This window comes from Brevibacterium yomogidense, from assembly GCF_016107685.1.
In the GTDB taxonomy this organism is placed as follows: Bacteria; Actinomycetota; Actinomycetes; order Actinomycetales; family Brevibacteriaceae; genus Brevibacterium; species Brevibacterium yomogidense.
This window is the reverse complement of the sequence record NZ_JABASY010000001.1, coordinates 174,948-190,935: the sequence shown is the minus strand read 5'-3', so window position 1 is coordinate 190,935 and position 15,988 is coordinate 174,948. Positions and strand designations below refer to the sequence as shown.

The following is a 15,988-nucleotide window of genomic DNA, read 5'->3' as shown; positions in this document are numbered from 1 at the left end:
AAAACGCGCAATGAACGTTCTGTGCCGTGCGCCACGGCCGCCTGTGCCCTGCGGACCGCCCAGCCGCCAACCCACCGCCAGTGCTCCCGGCATCACCCGGCCGTCGGGGTCTGCGGCTCCGGGGCTGCGGCGGACGGTGAGGCCGGTTCCGGCACGGGTGGGAACCGCACTGTCGTGTGGGCGCCGCCGTTCTCCCCGTTCGCGAACTCGATCGACATGCCCAGCAGGCGTGCCTGGCCCTGCGCGATGACGAGGCCCAGGCCCATGCCCCCGCCGCCCGCGGACACGAACCGGGTGGGCCCGGTCGCGACGATGTCGGGCGGGTAGCCGGGACCCGAGTCCATGACGACGACGGCGTCGGGGCGGATGTCGACGCGGATGGGGTCCCCGCCGTGTTTCACGGCGTTGACCAGCAGGTTCGTGATGATGCGCTCGAACCGCCTCTGGTCCGTGACGATCCGGGTGTCGCCTGCGCCGTACTCGACGTCGACGGCATGCCCCGCGAGGACGCCGGAGCCCTCGAGAGTGCTCATGAGCGAATGCATGCTCGCGTCGACGACGACGGAGGACATCATCGTCTCCGCGCGTCCGGCGTCCAGTCGTGACACCTCGAGCAGGTCTTCGACGAGCACCTGCATGCGTGCGACCCGCTCCTTCACGAGTTCGGCCGGCCGGGACTCCTCCTCCAGGAGGTTCGCCGCGTTCACCAGTCCGGTGAGCGGAGTCCGCATCTCGTGCGCGAGGTCCGCCGTGAACCGCTGCTCCGACTCGATCTTCTCCGTGAGCCTCTCGACGGCGAAGTCGACGGCCTGTGCGAAGTCGGCCACTTCGTCGTCGCCGTAGTCGATGACGTCGGACACCCGCGCGGACGTGTCGCCGTGGGCGATCCGCCGTGCCGCCTGCGCACCCAGGGTGAGCCTGCGCGAGATCTGCCCCGCCGCGAACGTCGAGATCCCGCCGATCAGCAGCGCCGACCCCAGCATGCCCAGGAGCACCGCCCGGTCGATCCCCGCGAGCAGCCGCTCCGACTCCGCGGTCGACTGCCGCACGGAGATGACGGCTTCGTGCGAGCCGACCCGGATGGGGGCGGCGGCCCACAGGTAGTCCTCGCCGTCGACCGGGTGCATGGTCGTGACGGAGTGCCCGGCCAGTGCGGAGTCGCGGGCTTCCGCCGGCAGGTCGGGGTCGTTGATCATCGTGTTGAGGGTGAGAACGCCGGTGTCGGAGTACACGGACACGGCGTGGTTGAGCTGTTCCGTCACGTCCGCGCGCTGTCGTTCCGCCTCCGCCCGCGCTGCGGACTGCCGGACGACGACACCGCAGCTGAGCGCGGCGATGACGACCGACGTGATGACGAGGAGGACGATCTTCCAGCGCAGTGACACAGGGGTGCTCCGCTTCCGTCAGCCGGCGAACCGGTAGCCGAAGCCGCGGACGGTCTCGATCCGCGACGCACCGATCTTCTTCCGCAGCCGCTGGATGTGGACGTCGACGACGCGTGAGTCGCCCGCCCACTGGTACCCCCACACGGTGTAGGCGATCTTCTCCCGCGAGTACACGTGGCCGGGCTCCTCCGTCAGGAGCATGAGGATCCGCAGCTCGGTGGGGGTGAGGTGGACTTCCTCGCTGTCGATCTCGACGGTGAGCCGGCCGGTGTCGATCATGAGCGATCCCAGCTGCAGGCGGCGGTTTCCCACAGCATCGAGCGGGGTGGCCGGCGCCGCGGCGGACGGCGGAGGCGAAGGAGGTGCCTGCGCGGCGGACGGTGGGGGCGAGGGGGCCGATTGTGCAGGTGGAGGCGACTGCGGCGCTGCGGGCATCGCCGCCGGGACCGCGCTCTGCTCGGGCGACGACCAGGGGACTGCGGACGGGTCCGGGGACGACCACGGGACCTCGGGAGTCGGAACCGGGGCCGAGGCGCCTGCGGGCTCCCCAGCCGCTCCCACCTCGGGCGACGCCTCTGCGGGCGGTGGGGCGGCAACGGGAGTGGGTTCAGCCGGCCGTTTCCAGCCGGCGTGCGAGGGGACGGGCTGGATGGGCAGGGGGCCGGTCTGCACCTGCTCCGGCTCTGCTGTGCCGGATGTGCCGAACCGGTGGGGTGAATCGAACCCGGGGGTGGGGCCCAGCACCTCCGGCAGCTCCCCACCGCTGATGATGCGGCCGCCGGGGCCGATCGCGGTCTCCCGCACTGTGTGTCCGGCGACGGGAGCGGGGGAATAGCCCATCGACCCGGTGCCGGCCGTGATGAAGCGGCGCACGACCGCGCGGATGCGCGCGTTGAGCACCTGCATGTCGAACGGCTTCGTGAGGTAGTCGTCCGCACCCGCTTCGAGCGACTGGACGATGTCGATGGGTTCGGACCGCGCGGAGACGATGATGATCGGTACCGTCGACCGCTCGCGGATCGCCCGCGTGATCGAGGCGCCATTCATCGTGGGCAGCATGAGGTCGAGGAGGACGGCGTCCGCGCCGTGTGCGGCGACGAACTCGTAGCCTTCGCGGCCGTCCTCGAACGCGGTCACCGTGTAGCCGAACCGCTCGAGGCTGATCTGCGTCGTCTCGCGGATCACCTCGTCGTCCTCCACAAGGACGATGTGCATGGTGCCTCTCCCCCCCCTGCTGAACCCCCGTGCGGGCCTCACCTCTGCGGTGCTCACGCCCCGGCGCGATGAACGTCAGGCGTTCCCCGCGCTGGAGATCCTCTGGCCGGCTTCGAACCGTCCGTCGTGGAACCTGTAGACCTGCACCGACCACCCGGACGGGCAGCAGGGCTCGTCCGTGGACGTGTAGCGCGACTCCTGCGCGACCAGGGTGCCGCCGCGTCCCGGTGTGAGAGTGAGATCCTGCCCTGAAACTATCAGTTGGACGACCGGTTCACCGGCCTGCTCGCCGATGACGGCGGCGGAGAAGACTGTGTCCGTGCCCGGCGCGGTGAGGAGCGCGACCTGGAACGTGGTGCCGTCGACCTCCAGGGGGGTGCCGTGGCTGATGCACTCATCGCAGTAGAGCAGCGCCTCCGTCGCCTGCGCGTCGATCGTCGCGGCGTCGTCGGCGGTGCGATCCAGCAGGTGGGTGCGGATCTGATCGATGTCGAACCGCAGGTCGGACGGAGGGACGGCGGAGTCCTGGACGAGGGCCGCGCCCGTGGGCTGCACCTTCGCCTCCACCCGCAGGCCCCGGTCGGGACTGATGAGGAACGCGAAGGCGAGGAGCACGACGAGGATGGCCGCGGCGATCACCGCGACCCATCCGGGCAGCGTGAGCTGTGGTCGGGACACAGAAACAGTGTGCCATGTGCCCTGCAGTCGGACACCCGGTCGCGGACGGGGGCGGCACAGGCGCAGGCGCCGGCGGTAGACTGGGCCGGACATGGAAAAGAAGAACTCTCAGCGCCGCGACCGCCACAAGAACCGGAAGAGCGTTCCCTATGGCGACGCCGTGCGCTTCGGCCTCATCGCGGGGATCGTCACGTTCCTCGTGTCCGCCGTCGCGACCGAAGGCAGCAAGCTCTCCGAAGAGGGGTTCGCCGTCGTCCTCCGCATGGGCATGCCCGCCCTGTACGGCGGGATCGCGTTCGTCGTCGCCACCCTCGTCGCGTTCATCCTCAACTGGGTCGTGTCCCGCAAGGAACTCGACTCCGAGATCGACGGCCCCGTCCTCCACTGACAGTCCGCAGGCGACCGGGACCGCTCGCTCAGACGAGTGTGTAGCCCGCCTCGTCCACAGCGGCGGCGAGGTCCTCGCGATTCAGCTGCGACTCGGACGTGACGGTGACGGGGGAGTCGCCGCCCTCGACGAGATCCACCTGCACCTCCGCAACACCCGCGATCGCACCGATCTCCTCCTTCACCGCTGAGACGCAGTGTCCGCAGGTCATTCCCTGGACGGTGAGTGTGGTGGTCTCCATCGTGATCGCTCTCCCTCTCCCGGCGCATCAGGTTCCTCCTGGTGCGCCAAGCTCTTCTCATCGTTCGACCCCGTCAGCGTATACCCCCTTGGGGTATATTCGCCAGTGGTCCGATGCCCGTGTTGTCGCCGAATCGGCACACCTCCGGCATCTCGGACTGCGGCATCTCGTGCACAATTGAGGAAATGCCCCCTCTGAGACGATCGTCCTCCGGACGCACGGAACCGGCCCGGTCCACCGGCCCCCGGGTGCCCGGCATGCCCGGCGCCGCCCCGCCCAACGGGGAGAAGCGCAGGCGCCTGCCCTTCGCGGACGCAGGGGTCGCCGGCCGCATCGTGGCAGCCAACGGGGTGATGCTCGTGGGCATCGTCCTCCTCGTCAGCACACTCCTCTACTTCCTGCTCAGCGAGCAGAACGACCGGCGCGCGGAGCGGCAGCTCGTGAGCACCGCCGAATCGCTCGCGCGGTCGACGCTGGTCCTCGATCACATCGTCGCGGTCGAAGCTGACAGGGACGACGCCGATCCGGCTCCGCTGCCGGTCTTCCTCGCCGACTCCCAGGAGAACGCAGTCCTCGTCGACCGGCTGGAGGACATCCGCGCGGACTACGGCGTCGACGTCGTCGAGGTCATCCCCGCCTCCCAGCTGGAGGCGGGTGAGGGGCTGGGCAGCGCCTCCGTGGGGGGAGTGGACACCCCGCGCGAACGCCCTGTCGTCGTCACATCCGACAACGAGGTGAACTCGCGTGCTCGGGCGGCGGCGTCGCGCCTCGACATCGACGAGATCGCCGCGAACGGAACGTCCGTGCGGTACATCGACGGCAGCGTCGACCTGCTCTTCGCCGTCGCACCGATCGTGGCGTACCCTTCCGATGCGGACGGTGCTGCAGGCTCAGACTCAGGCACAGACTCAGACGGGGCGGCAGACGCGGCTGGCGCGCTCAGCGGAGACGCGGGGACCTCCTCGTCGCGCGCGCCTCGGACGCGGTCGGGCGCCTCGGCGACAGCGGACGCGGCGAGCAGCGAGGTGACTGCGGACGAGGAGGCCCGCGTCGTCGGTGCGGCGGTCGTCGGCCTCAGCCCGGACGGCATCCGCGCGGACTTCGCACCCCAGGCGCGCACGATCTGGCTCATGGGCGGACTCACCGTCCTGCTGGGGGTCACCGCGAACTGGGTGACGCTGCGCGGACTGCGTCGCGTCACCGGCGACTACGGGACGAAGGAGCTGGGCGCCGTCCTCGACTACTACTCGTCGGTCCTGCGCGCGGTGTCGGAGGGGCTCGTGCTCGTCGACCGCAGCCAGGGGGTCGTCTTCTTCAACTCGGAGGCGGCGGAGCTGCTGGGAATGCCCGATCAGCGCGCCCGCACCCCTGTGCCGCTGCAGGAGCTCGACCTCGACTACTCGCTCAAGGCGCTCCTGTCGGAGGGGCGCTACGCCCGCGACGAGATCCACTACACGACACGGCGCATCCTCGTCGTCAACCAGCAGCCCGCGTCCATGTCGCCGGACACGTGGGTCATGACGATGCGGGACCACACGGAGCTCCAGGAGCTCATCGGGGAGCTCGTCTCCGTGCGGTCGTTCTCCGAATCCCTCCGATCGCAGACCCACGAGTACGCGAATCGTCTCCACATGATCGTGTCGCTCGTGGAGACGGGGTCGTTCGACGAGGCCGTCGCGTTCGCCACCCGGGAGATCGAGCAGGCGGAGCGACCGGCGGACAACCTGCTGGACGGGTTCGACCACCCCGTCCTCTCTGCGCTCCTGCTCACGAAGATGTCGCAGGCGGCAGAGAGCGGCATTCGCATGGAGCTCGACACGGAGGAGCTCCGCGGTTCCATCACGGCGGACGATCGGGATCTCGTCACCATCGTCGGGAACCTCGTCGACAACGCGTTCGACGCCGTGAGCGCGGAAGCCGTCCCGGCCGACCGCAGGACGGTGCGGGTGCGGTTCTCCGGGGCCGGCGCCTCGGGCCTCGTCATCGAGGTGAGCGACGACGGACCCGGAATCCCCGACGACGCGCTGGAGAGCGTGTTCGAGCGCGGGTGGTCGACGAAGCACGACGGGGCCACGGCGGGCGCCGGCGCAGGCCGGCTGGAGCACGCGTCGCGCGGGGTGGGGCTGTCCCTCGCGGTGCAGGCGGTGCGCCGGATGCACGGGGCGATCGACGTCCAGGGCTCCGGCGCGGAGCTGTGCGACGAAGCGGAGCTCGCGGACATGGTCCCGCCTCTGCGGGGAGCGCTCTTCACGGTGTGGGTGCCGGGAGCAGAGGGTCCGGGCCCGGACCGGTCGGTGCGCGAGGTGGGCGGCTCCTCCGCACAGACGACCCCGGGATCCGCGCGATGACGGGGAAGCGACGGCACTGGCGCACAGCCGCGGGGGGATCTACGGTGATCGCATGGCGAACGTGACCGGATCGACGCATGAGGCTTCACAGTCCTTCGGCGTGCTCGTCGTGGAGGACGAGGAGATCGCGGCGAAGGCGCATGCGGCGTACATCGACCGGGTGGACGGCTTCCACCTCGTGGGCGTCGCACGGAATGCGCAGCACGCGCTGGCGGCGCTGACCGACAGGATCATCGGCATCGACTCCTCGCGGGTCGACCTCGTCCTCCTCGACATGAACCTCCCCGACGGCCACGGGCTCATGCTGGTGCGGAACCTCCGCGCGCGGAAGGTGCCCGTCGACGTGATCGCGGTGACCGCGGCCCGCGACATGCAGGTCGTCCAGGAGGCGCTGTCCCTGGGCGTCGTCCACTACATACTCAAGCCCTTCACGTTCCCCGTGTTCAAGACGAAGCTCGAGGCGTTCCGCAGCTTCCGCCTGTCGCTGGACGCGGAGCAGTGCGGGAACGGGCAGATCACCCAGTCGCAGGTGGACGCGGCGGTCGACGGCCTGCGCGCAGGAAGCGGCCCGCAGCGGGCCAAGGGCGTGCCCGACGCGGTGCAGGAGCACATCCTCGAACTGCTGGCGGAGAAGGGGTACTCCGCCGCCGAGGCCGCCGACCGGATCGGGGTCTCTCGCGTCACCGCGCGCCGGTACCTCGAGGCCATGGCGGACGTGGGCCTCTTGGAGCGCCGTCCCCGCTACGGCAGTGCGGGCCGCCCGGTCCTCGAGTACGCGACGACCGCCTGACCGGGGCGGGCGGACGTGAAATCCTCTTGCGAGCGACAGTGAGTCCAGCTTGCAGTTAACCGCAAAGCAGCTTGTGATCAGCGACGATGCAGGCGCCGCGGCCACCCCGGCGTGGAGGGGGGCCCCTGAGAAGACCGAAAAGCGAACGGCGAGTACCGATCGGTAGGGTTCCGCCCTAGACTCCCACTCATGAAGAGGCGCGAAGTCCCGAGCGGGGGCGAGTATCCCCCGGTATCGGTGAGGTCGGCGATCGAGGGGCTCGACGGCCCCCTGGGCGTGATCGATCTCGACGCGATGGACCGCAACACGGTGAAGATGCGGGAACGCGCGGGGGGCCTCGCGATCCGGGTCGCCTCGAAGTCGCTGCGCGTGCCGGCGGCAGTCGACCACATCCTCGCCTACGACGGGTTCACCGGCGTCCTCGCGTACAGCCTCGCCGAAGCCGTCTGCCTCGCCCGCGAGCGCGGGATCGACGACATCGTCGTCGGCTACCCGACGGTGGAGCGCGGCGCTCTGCGGGAGCTGCTCGAGGACGAGGAGCTCCTCCGGACGATCACACTCGTCGCGGACTCGCCGGAGCAGCTGCAGATGATCGACGGTGTGCGCCGCACCCTCCCGTCGCGGCAGGCAGTCGACTCACCGGTGCGGATCGCGCTCGAGTTCGACGCGGGGACGCGGATCGGGCCGTTCGAGACCGGGCCGAGCTTCCTGTTCGGTGTGCGGCGGTCGCCCCTGCACACGCCCGAGCAGGCGAAGGAGTTCGCGCAGCACGTGGTGCGGCGCCCAGGTTTCCGGCTGGTCGGGATCCTCGCCTACGAAGCTCAGATCGCAGGGCTGCCGGACCGTGGTGTGGGGCTCAAGGGTCCCCTCATCCGCCACCTGAAGGTCCGGAGCATCGCGGACCTCGCGGAGCGCCGCACCCGGGCGGTGCGCGCGGTGCGGGAAGTGGCGCCCCTCGAGTTCGTCAACGGGGGCGGGACGGGGTCGCTCGAGCTCAGCGAGGCGGAGGGCTCACTCACGGAGATCGGTGCGGGCTCCGGCTTCTACTCGCCCGTCCAGTTCGACCACTACACGGACTTCCTCCACGAGCCGGCGGCGTACTTCGCGCTGCCCGTCGTCCGCAGGCCCGCGCCGGGCTGGTGCGTGGTCTTCCAGGGCGGGTGGACGGCGTCCGGGCCCATCGCGGACGACCGGCTGCCGGTGGTGTCCTGGCCGTCCGACCTCGAGTTCTCCGCCACGGAGGGGCCCGGCGAGGTCCAGACCCCGCTGCGGGGGAAGAGCGCGGACCGTCTGCGGCCGGGGGACTTCGTCTTCTTCCGCCACGTCAAGGCGGGCGAGGTCGCGGAGAGACTTGCGCATTTCGCTGTAGTCTCGGACGGGAGGGTCGTCGACACGTGGCCGACCTACCGGGGACTCGGGTGGACCTTCTGATCGGGCGGAGCGGAATGCGATTTCTCAGGGGTGCCGCGGGGAGTGCCCTCCCGCGGTTCGAGAACTGGAGCGGCAGCGTCGTCGCGCACCCTCGCTCGTTCCGCCGGCCCACGACCGCCGGGGCCGTGGCCGGTCTCGTCGCGGACGCTGCTGCCGACGGGGAGACGCTGCGGGTCGTGGGGGCGGGCCATTCGTTCTCGCCGGTCGCGGCGACGGACGGCCACCTGGTGAGCCTCGACGCCCTCGCCGGGATCGTCGCGGTCGACGCCGCTGCGAAGACGGTGCGGTTCCGTGCGGGCACCCGCCTGCGCGACATCCCCGCCCTGCTGGAGCCGTACGGGCTGTCGCTGCCGAACCAGGGCGACATCGACGAGCAGTCCCTCGCCGGGGCGCTCTCGACCGGCACGCACGGGACGGGGCTCGGGTTCACAGGTTTCGCCGGCCTCGTGACGGCACTGCAGCTCGTCACCGCGGACGGCCGGGTCCGGGAGCTGGACCCCACGCGTGAACCGGAGCTCTTCGACCACGCGCGGCTGAGCGTGGGCGCCCTGGGCGTCCTCACGGAGATCGAGCTGCAGTGTGTGGACGCCTTCGACCTCGTCGCGGACGAGGCCCGGATCCCGTTCGACGAGATGGTCGAGACGCTCGAGGACCGTGCGCGCACCTGCGATCACGTCGACTACTACTGGTTCCCCTACGCGGACGAGGCGCTCGCGAAGTCGAACACGCGGGTGCCGCCGGGCGCTGCCGGGCCGTATCCGGACGTGCGCAGGCGGCCCCGGCTGCAGCGGCTGCTCGCGGAGGAGATGCTCGACAACGCCGGTCTGGGGCTCGTGAATGAGCTGAGCCGGGCGGTTCCTGCTGCGACGCCCCGGATCAACCGGTTCGCGACCGTGCTCGCGTCGAACCGTCGTTACCGGGGACCGGCGCACGAGGTGTTCGTGTCGCCCCGCCGCGTGCGGTTCCGCGAGATGGAGTACGCCGTCCCGTTCGCGGACGGGGCGGAGGTGCTGCGCGAGGTGAGGGCGGCCATCGAGTCGAGCGGACGTGCCGTCGCCTTCCCGCTCGAGGTGCGGACCGCAGGCGCGGACGACGTCCCGCTGTCGACCGCGACCGGCCGGGACTCCGTGTACATCGCCGTGCACCAGTACCACGCAGTCGAAGAGGCCGGGTACTTCCGCTCCGTCGAGCGGGTCCTCCGGGCTGCTGCCGGTCGCCCGCACTGGGGCAAGATCCACTCGCTGGGTGCGGAGGACCTGTCAGCCCTCTACCCGCGCTTCGACGATTTCGTGCGCGTACGGGACGCGGTGGACCCGGGCCGTCTGTTCGGCAGCCGGTACCTCACGCACCTCTTCGGCAGCTGACACCGGGACGGAGGCCGTGGCTGGGGCTGGGCACCTGACCCGGCGCCCGAGGCCGTGGCTGGGATGGTGTCGGCCCCGGCCGTGGCGACCGGGGCCTCGGCGGCGGATCAGCGAGTGGCGCGCCAGGCGGTGACCTCGGTGCGCGCCAGCTGCGCGGCGAGGCCCACGTAGGCGGCGGGGGAGAGGTCCGCGAGACGGGCGGCGTCCTCGTCGGGCAGCCCCAGGGTGCCCACGAACTCCCGGAGCGCCGGCCCGTCGACGCGGTGGCCGCGGGTCAGTTCCTTGAGCTTCTCGTAGGGGTTGTCCATGCCGGGGATGCCGCGGAGGAACGCGGCGCGCATGACCGACTGGATCGCCTCCGCCAGGACCTCCCAGTTGCGATCCAGATCGGCGTCGAGCGCTTCCGTGTTGCACTCGAGTCGGCCCAGGCCCTTGATGAGGTTGTTGAGCGCCAGCAGCGAATGGCCGAACGCGACACCGATGTTGCGCTGCGTCGTCGAATCCGTGAGGTCGCGCTGGAGGCGTGACGTCGTGAGCGTCGCGCCCAGCGAATCGAGCAGCGCGTTGGAGATCTCGAGGTTCGCCTCCGCGTTCTCGAATCGGATGGGGTTCACCTTGTGGGGCATCGTCGATGACCCGGTGGCACCTTCGACGGGGATCTGCGTGAAGTACTCCATCGAGATGTACGTCCACATGTCGGTGGCGAGGTTGTGGCAGATGCGGTTGAAGCGGCTCATGTCCGCGAACAGCTCCGCCTGCCAGTCGTGCGATTCGATCTGGGTGGTCACCGGGTTGAAGGTGAGACCCAGGTGCTCGACGAACTTCTGTGCGACGACGGGCCAGTCGACCCCCGGGGAGGCGACGACGTGGGCGGCGTAAGTGCCGGTCGCGCCGTTGATCTTTCCGAGGAACTCCGTCCCCTCGATGCGTGTCAGCTGGCGGCGGAGCCGGTGCACGAACACCGCGATCTCCTTGCCCATGGTCGACGGCGTCGCCGGCTGCCCGTGGGTGTGCGACAGCAGTGGGACGTCCGCCAGCTGCTCCGCCATGTCCGACAGCGCGTCGATGAGCGTCCGTGCGGCCGGCAGCCACACGTCCTGCACCGCACCCTTGACCCCCAGTGCGTACGACAGGTTGTTGACGTCTTCCGACGTGCAGCAGAAGTGGACGAGCTCCGACAGGTCGCCCGCACCGATCTGGTCGAGGAACTCCTTGATCGAGTACTCGACGGCCTTGACGTCGTGGACGGTCACCGCCTCGAAGGTCTTCAGCTGGTCGATCGTCTCCCCGTCGAAGCCCGCCGCCCATGCGCGCAGCTGCGTCTTCTCGTCCTCGAGGAGCTCCCGCGTCCCGCGCACGGCACCGGATTCCGCGAGGTGGATGAACCATTCGGCCTCGACGTGGAGGCGGTCACGGTTGAGCGCGGCTTCGGAGAGGTAGTCGATGAGGGGGGCGGTGTCTGCGCGGTACCGGCCGTCGAGGGGACCGAGCGTGAGGGCGGGGTCGAGCTGGGCGAGCTGCACACGGTTCGTCATACCGCGATCCTCTCACGGGGGCGCGCACGCGCGGCGGCGTGTCGCAGGCGTGCGCCCGTTCACCCTCCTCCGGTCACAGGGTCCGGCGCGGTTGTCGCTCGCTGCGTGCCGCGGGGTGGGGAGTGCGGCGTCTCCGTCCACAGGTCTCCGGTCCTGTCGCGGGGCCGGAAGGTGTCGCCGACTCTGGGTCGCAGGGTGCATCGAGGCAGAGCGCCGGGTGGGCCGGAGGACACGCGGACCGAGTGGAAGGGAGGCCGCCATGGCGGGAATCGCGGCGGCGGTGGTGGGTGCTGCGATCGAAGCGCTCGAAGCGGACAGGACGGTGTGGGCTGCTCAGATCCAGGAGATGGGCGCCCTCGTCGTCCGGGGCCAGCAGGCGGGGCAGGTCGACTGGAACGCGCAGGCGGGTCGCGCCTTCCAGGGCGCTCTGGACGCCTGGGTGCGCGACGCGCACGACCTCATCGGGCTGGCCGACGACGTCGTCGTCGCGATCATCGCGCACGTCGAAGCCCTGCGGGAGGCGGCCGACGCTCTCACCGCCGCCGAATCGGCCCTGGGCGACCCGTGGACGGGTCCCTTCCCGGGACTGCCGAACCCGGTGCCGTTCGGAGGTGGGCTGTGACGGGTGCCGCGGCGCGGAGCGAGCGACCGGGAGGGACGCCGGCCTGGGGGGTGGTGAGCGCCTTCGACGTGTTCACCGCCTCGCTGCGAGGGGAGTCCACCTGGCCGACGGTGCTGCGCCCCGCATCCGTGGCACAGCGGCTGGAGGACGGGCTCAGGGCGGCGCAGCGGCCGCGGGCTTCCAGCGAGGGAGCGTCTGGCGGGATGCCCACCGGCGACGGGGACTCCGGAGGGGAGCGCATCGGTGGCGGTTCGTCGGGAAGTGGGGAGCGGCTCTGCGCGCTCGCCCTCCCGATCGCGGAATCCACCCAGGTGCGGGCGGTCCACTGGTACCGGGGTGTGAAAGGCACCGTCATCGCAGAGACCGCGTGCGGTCCGGAGACGTCCGTGGTGCTCGTGGGGTGGGCGCCCTACGACCCAGGTCTGAGCGGCGAGGTGAGAACGCTGCCGGGTGCACTGCTCCTGGGGATCTTCGACACGGGACTCGTGGCCGGCCGTCTCGCGGAACTCGTCGGTGAGTCGACCGCGCCCGCTGACACCGTCGTCGTCGGCAGGTGGTCGCTGCCTGAAGGCTGCCCGCCGATGGCGGTGCGGTCCGTCGTCCATCCGCAGCCCGGAGTGCTGCGACGGGAGCTGGTCGCTCAACTGACTGAGGCGCTCTGCCGCGTGCAGGCGCACGCCGCGGACCGGCTCGACACGGACGGTCGTGCGGAAGGGCCGGAGGCCTCCCGATGACGGTGCGGCGTGATCAGGGCTATGCAGGGACCATTCGGGGCAGTACGGGGGCGGACCAGGACGTCACTGTCACAGGAGGAGCCGGGGGCATCACCGCCCGCCTGGACGACATGCTGGCGCAGGCCGACGTCCTCGCCGCGCTCGCGGACGAGTTCGAGGGTGTGCTCGCGGTCCTCGCCCGGGCGGAGCTCGATCCGTCGATCCTGGCGGCCGCGGCGTCCCCCGTGACGGGGATCGCTCTGGAAGCGGCGTGCGTGGCGTTCTTCACGAGGGCGGTCGGAGCGGATCTGCGGATCCGTGCGATCGCGATCGCGCTGCGGGGAAGCGCTGAGGCCTACGAGACTGCGGACGCGATCATCGCCGGTTCGTTCGGCTTCGTCGTCAACACCGTGTCGAACGCTGCGGGGCACGTCGCCAGGATCGTGCTGTTCCATCCCCTCACGGTGATGGCCATCGGCATCGCCGCGACCGAGGTGCTGGTGGTGGGCAAGGGGGTCGCGTTCGTGTGGGACACGGCGAAGGACGCGGGCGTCTTCGACCGCATCGACGACGTGTGCGGGATCGACGTGGAAGAGCTGGCCGGACGGGGGGCGGAGTCGGTGCTGGATGCGCTGCAGAGTGGTGCCGGCTGGGCCGTGCGGCAGGCGGGCGCGCACTCGGATGTCACGGGGGTGCTCCTCGAGCACGCGCTTCCCGGGTTCGTCGCCGGTTTCATGGGTGTTCCGGGAGGTCTCGTCTACACGCCGTTCGAGTGGGGGCTGATCCCCCGGGACTCTCAGACGCTCACCGCGTTCGCGCTCGTGGGCCTCTCCCCGTTCGGACTGTTCGGTGATCAGCCGCTGCGCCGCGGACCCGGCTACCACGGGACTGTCGACGTCCGCCCGGTCATGGAGGGACCGCGAGGGGCCCGCGTCGACCCGGTGACCGGTCGCGTCCCCGAGGTGCGCGCGCCCCGGAACGTGCGGCAGCTGTGGGAGAGGCAGTGGAGGCAGTCCCGCGGCCTGGAGAACGGTCAGGTGCGCGTCGAGTCGATCATGGGGGAGGACGGGCGCAAGCGGCACATCGTCTACATCCCCGCGACCACGAAGAACACTGCTGTCGCGGGTGACGAGACCACGGACCACACGACCAACCTCGAAACGGCGGCAGGCCACGAATCCGCGCAGCACGTGGCGGTGAAGACCGCCATCGAGGAGGCGGGGATCGATCCGGACGAGGACGTGCTGCTGGTCGGGTACTCGCAGGGCGGCCTCGTCGCGGCGTCGCTGCTGGCGGACGACGACTTCCGCGACAGGGTGAGCGTCACGTCCGCCTTCACGGTGGGTTCGCCCGTCACCGACTTCACGCCGCCGGAAGGGGTCGACATGCTGTCCATCGAGCATGAACAGGACCTCGTCCCTGACCTCGACGGAGGGCGCAACGGCGATCAGCCCCACTGGGCCACGATCACGGTCGACCTGGATGAGGGTCAGCAGAGGGACGCACTCGCGCAGAAGGGCTGGTCCCCGGAAAGGATCGACGCGACGATGGAGAAGCCGCTCTATGCACACGACGGCGACCTCTACGACAACACGATCACGGGTCTGGAAGAGGGCCGGGACCCCGCCCTCGCCGCGTGGGTGAAGCGGAACCCCCAGTTCTTCGACGGAGAGAACGTCGACAGCCAGAGCTTCGACGCCACCCGGCGATGACCTGCCCGCGACACCGCCCGCGACACCGCTCACTACGGCTTCCCCTGGGCCCCTCACCTGCACTTACTCGGACGTCAAACTATGACGTCGAAGCGATTGTGGGGTGCCGCACAGGGTTCGGCCCAGCGCTGTTCCCAACCTCTAACGCACGGACGACGGCCGTACGTTGGAGGTGCGAGGAGACGCGAACGGCACTGCCGGGAGCGGCTCCCGTGTCGCTGGACAACCGTCGGGCGACCCACAGGAGAACGCACGTCAGGCGTGCAACTCGGCTTGGCACGGCTCGCGCGCTCGGGTATCGTGAATCCCACGATGTGAAACGCATCACGATGAGAGTGCCCGCACAACCGCAGGCACTCCACCATCCGAGCGCGACACCCACACCCGGGAGTCAGCGCCCAGGAGAGGAGAGAACGATGACATCCGACCTTTCAGCGGGAGCGCGTGCGAAGAGGCAGGCGGGACCGCACATGATTCAAATGCTCACCCCGGAGGGCGATCGGGTCAGCTCCGGCGAATACGACGTGTTCGCCGCAGAGCTCGACACGAAGGACCTCTTCGGCTTCTACCGCGACATGGTGCTGGTGCGCCGTGTCGACGCGGAGGGCAACGCCCTGCAGCGTCAGGGCCAGCTGGGCCTGTGGGCCCCATTGCTGGGGCAGGAAGCCGCACAGATCGGTCTGGGACGCGCGCTGCGTTCGCAGGACTTCGTCTTCCCGACGTACCGGGAGCACGGCGTCGCGTGGACGCGCGGGATCGACCCCACGGAGCTGCTGGGCATGTTCCGCGGTCAGAGCCACGGAGGGTGGGACCCTCAGGCCAACCGCTTCCACACGTACACGATCGTCATCGGCTCGCAGGTCCTCCATGCGACCGGCTACGCCATGGGCATCCAGATGGACGGCGACGTGGGCACCGGTGACGTCGATCGCGACGCCATCGCAGTCGCCTGCTTCGGCGACGGGGCCAGCTCGCAGGGCGACGTGTCGGAGGGACTCACGTTCGCGGGCGCGTTCAACGCACCCGTCCTCTTCTACTGTCAGAACAACCAGTGGGCGATCTCGGAGCCCACGAGCGTCCAGACACCGGTTCCGCTCAATCAGCGCGGCAGGGGCTTCGGCGTCCCGGGGATCCGGGTCGACGGCAACGACGTGCTGGCGACCTACGCGGTGGCGCGCGCCAGTGCGGACTCGATCCGCGCGGGCAACGGCCCGCTGCTCATCGAGGCGTACACGTACCGGATGGGCGCTCACACGACCGCGGACGACCCCTCGAAGTACCGCAGCGACGCGGAGACGGAGGCGTGGGCCGCGAAGGATCCGATCCTGCGCCTGCGCCGCTTCCTCGAGAAGGAGGGCATCACCTCCGACGAATTCGCGAGCGTGGACGCGGAGGCGGACCAGCTGGCCGCCCGCATCCGCAAGACGTGCGTCGACATGACCCCGCCGTCTCCCGAGGCGATGTGGGAGAACGTCTACTCGGAGCCGCACGCGCTGGTCGACGAGGAGCGTGAGACGTACCTCGCCTATCTCGACTCGTTCGCGGATGCGGAGGCGAACGCCTGAC

The 15,988-nt window shown here is 70.3% G+C and carries 14 protein-coding genes; 9 read left to right on the top strand and 5 right to left on the bottom strand.

What is annotated here, in order from left to right; all coding sequences use genetic code 11:
• Nucleotides 1–92 precede the first annotated feature (92 nt).
• The 3 genes from JFC09_RS00810 to JFC09_RS00795 form a co-directional block, all read right to left on the bottom strand.
• Entirely contained in the window at nt 93–1,385 is a 1,293-nt protein-coding gene (locus JFC09_RS00810) for a sensor histidine kinase (RefSeq protein ID WP_198392088.1), read from the bottom strand.
• Nucleotides 1,386–1,403: 18 nt separating this feature from the next.
• A complete protein-coding gene (locus tag JFC09_RS16610) occupies nt 1,404–2,600 on the bottom strand; it encodes a response regulator transcription factor (RefSeq protein ID WP_269770430.1) in 1,197 nt (398 codons plus the stop codon).
• Nucleotides 2,601–2,675: 75 nt separating this feature from the next.
• Entirely contained in the window at nt 2,676–3,278 is a 603-nt protein-coding gene (locus JFC09_RS00795; RefSeq protein WP_198392087.1) for a hypothetical protein, read from the bottom strand.
• A gap of 91 nt (nt 3,279–3,369) precedes the next feature.
• Here JFC09_RS00795 and JFC09_RS00790 point away from each other — a divergent pair, with 91 nt between their 5' ends.
• On the top strand, nt 3,370–3,666 hold the full coding sequence (locus tag JFC09_RS00790; protein WP_198392086.1) for a hypothetical protein: 297 nt from the start codon (nt 3,370–3,372) through the stop codon (nt 3,664–3,666).
• A gap of 28 nt (nt 3,667–3,694) precedes the next feature.
• On the opposite strand, the gene JFC09_RS00785 is transcribed toward JFC09_RS00790, so the two are convergent.
• A complete protein-coding gene (locus JFC09_RS00785; RefSeq protein ID WP_198392085.1) occupies nt 3,695–3,907 on the bottom strand; it encodes a heavy-metal-associated domain-containing protein in 213 nt (70 codons plus the stop codon).
• Nucleotides 3,908–4,092: 185 nt separating this feature from the next.
• On the opposite strand from JFC09_RS00785, the gene JFC09_RS00780 reads away from it, so the two are divergent.
• The 4 genes from JFC09_RS00780 to JFC09_RS00765 all read left to right on the top strand — a co-directional run bounded on the left by JFC09_RS00780 (nt 4,093) and on the right by JFC09_RS00765 (nt 9,840).
• On the top strand, nt 4,093–6,255 hold the full coding sequence (locus JFC09_RS00780) for a sensor histidine kinase (protein WP_232482997.1): 2,163 nt from the start codon (nt 4,093–4,095) through the stop codon (nt 6,253–6,255).
• Nucleotides 6,256–6,307: 52 nt separating this feature from the next.
• Complete coding sequence (locus JFC09_RS00775; RefSeq protein ID WP_198392084.1) at nt 6,308–7,045, top strand: response regulator; 738 nt, start codon at nt 6,308–6,310, stop codon at nt 7,043–7,045.
• A gap of 189 nt (nt 7,046–7,234) precedes the next feature.
• A complete protein-coding gene (locus JFC09_RS00770) occupies nt 7,235–8,476 on the top strand; it encodes an alanine racemase (protein ID WP_198392083.1) in 1,242 nt (413 codons plus the stop codon).
• Nucleotides 8,477–8,490: 14 nt separating this feature from the next.
• Nucleotides 8,491–9,840, top strand: coding sequence for a D-arabinono-1,4-lactone oxidase (locus tag JFC09_RS00765; RefSeq protein ID WP_198392082.1), 1,350 nt, complete (start codon nt 8,491–8,493; stop codon nt 9,838–9,840).
• Between the two features lie 107 nt (nt 9,841–9,947).
• On the opposite strand, the gene purB is transcribed toward JFC09_RS00765, so the two are convergent.
• Entirely contained in the window at nt 9,948–11,375 is a 1,428-nt protein-coding gene (purB, locus tag JFC09_RS00760; RefSeq protein WP_198392081.1) for an adenylosuccinate lyase, read from the bottom strand.
• A gap of 259 nt (nt 11,376–11,634) precedes the next feature.
• On the opposite strand from purB, the gene JFC09_RS00755 reads away from it, so the two are divergent.
• The 4 genes from JFC09_RS00755 (at nt 11,635) to pdhA (ending at nt 15,987) form a co-directional block, all read left to right on the top strand.
• Nucleotides 11,635–11,997, top strand: a complete 363-nt coding sequence (locus JFC09_RS00755; RefSeq protein WP_198392080.1) for a hypothetical protein — start codon at nt 11,635–11,637, stop codon at nt 11,995–11,997.
• A gap of 53 nt (nt 11,998–12,050) precedes the next feature.
• The gene (locus JFC09_RS00750; RefSeq protein WP_198392079.1) at nt 12,051–12,731 is read left to right on the top strand and encodes a hypothetical protein; all 681 of its coding nucleotides are present in this window, start codon (nt 12,051–12,053) and stop codon (nt 12,729–12,731) included.
• Entirely contained in the window at nt 12,728–14,422 is a 1,695-nt protein-coding gene (locus JFC09_RS00745; protein ID WP_198392078.1) for a lipase family protein, read from the top strand. The genes JFC09_RS00750 and JFC09_RS00745 overlap by 4 nt, the downstream gene beginning before the upstream one ends.
• Before the next feature lie 416 nt (nt 14,423–14,838).
• Complete coding sequence (pdhA, locus tag JFC09_RS00740; RefSeq protein ID WP_198392077.1) at nt 14,839–15,987, top strand: pyruvate dehydrogenase (acetyl-transferring) E1 component subunit alpha; 1,149 nt, start codon at nt 14,839–14,841, stop codon at nt 15,985–15,987.
• Nucleotide 15,988 lies beyond the last annotated feature (1 nt).

Coding starts and splice junctions, on each gene's coding strand:
- JFC09_RS00780 (WP_232482997.1), top strand. CDS start 4,093: ATGCCCCCTCTGAGACGATCGTCCTCCGGACGCACGGAACCGGCCCGG.
- JFC09_RS00765 (WP_198392082.1), top strand. CDS start 8,491: ATGCGATTTCTCAGGGGTGCCGCGGGGAGTGCCCTCCCGCGGTTCGAG.
- JFC09_RS00770 (WP_198392083.1), top strand. CDS start 7,235: ATGAAGAGGCGCGAAGTCCCGAGCGGGGGCGAGTATCCCCCGGTATCG.
- JFC09_RS00745 (WP_198392078.1), top strand. CDS start 12,728: ATGACGGTGCGGCGTGATCAGGGCTATGCAGGGACCATTCGGGGCAGT.
- JFC09_RS00775 (WP_198392084.1), top strand. CDS start 6,308: ATGGCGAACGTGACCGGATCGACGCATGAGGCTTCACAGTCCTTCGGC.
- JFC09_RS00785 (WP_198392085.1), bottom strand. CDS start 3,907: ATGGAGACCACCACACTCACCGTCCAGGGAATGACCTGCGGACACTGC.
- JFC09_RS16610 (WP_269770430.1), bottom strand. CDS start 2,600: ATGCACATCGTCCTTGTGGAGGACGACGAGGTGATCCGCGAGACGACG.
- JFC09_RS00790 (WP_198392086.1), top strand. CDS start 3,370: ATGGAAAAGAAGAACTCTCAGCGCCGCGACCGCCACAAGAACCGGAAG.
- pdhA (WP_198392077.1), top strand. CDS start 14,839: ATGACATCCGACCTTTCAGCGGGAGCGCGTGCGAAGAGGCAGGCGGGA.
- purB (WP_198392081.1), bottom strand. CDS start 11,375: ATGACGAACCGTGTGCAGCTCGCCCAGCTCGACCCCGCCCTCACGCTC.
- JFC09_RS00755 (WP_198392080.1), top strand. CDS start 11,635: ATGGCGGGAATCGCGGCGGCGGTGGTGGGTGCTGCGATCGAAGCGCTC.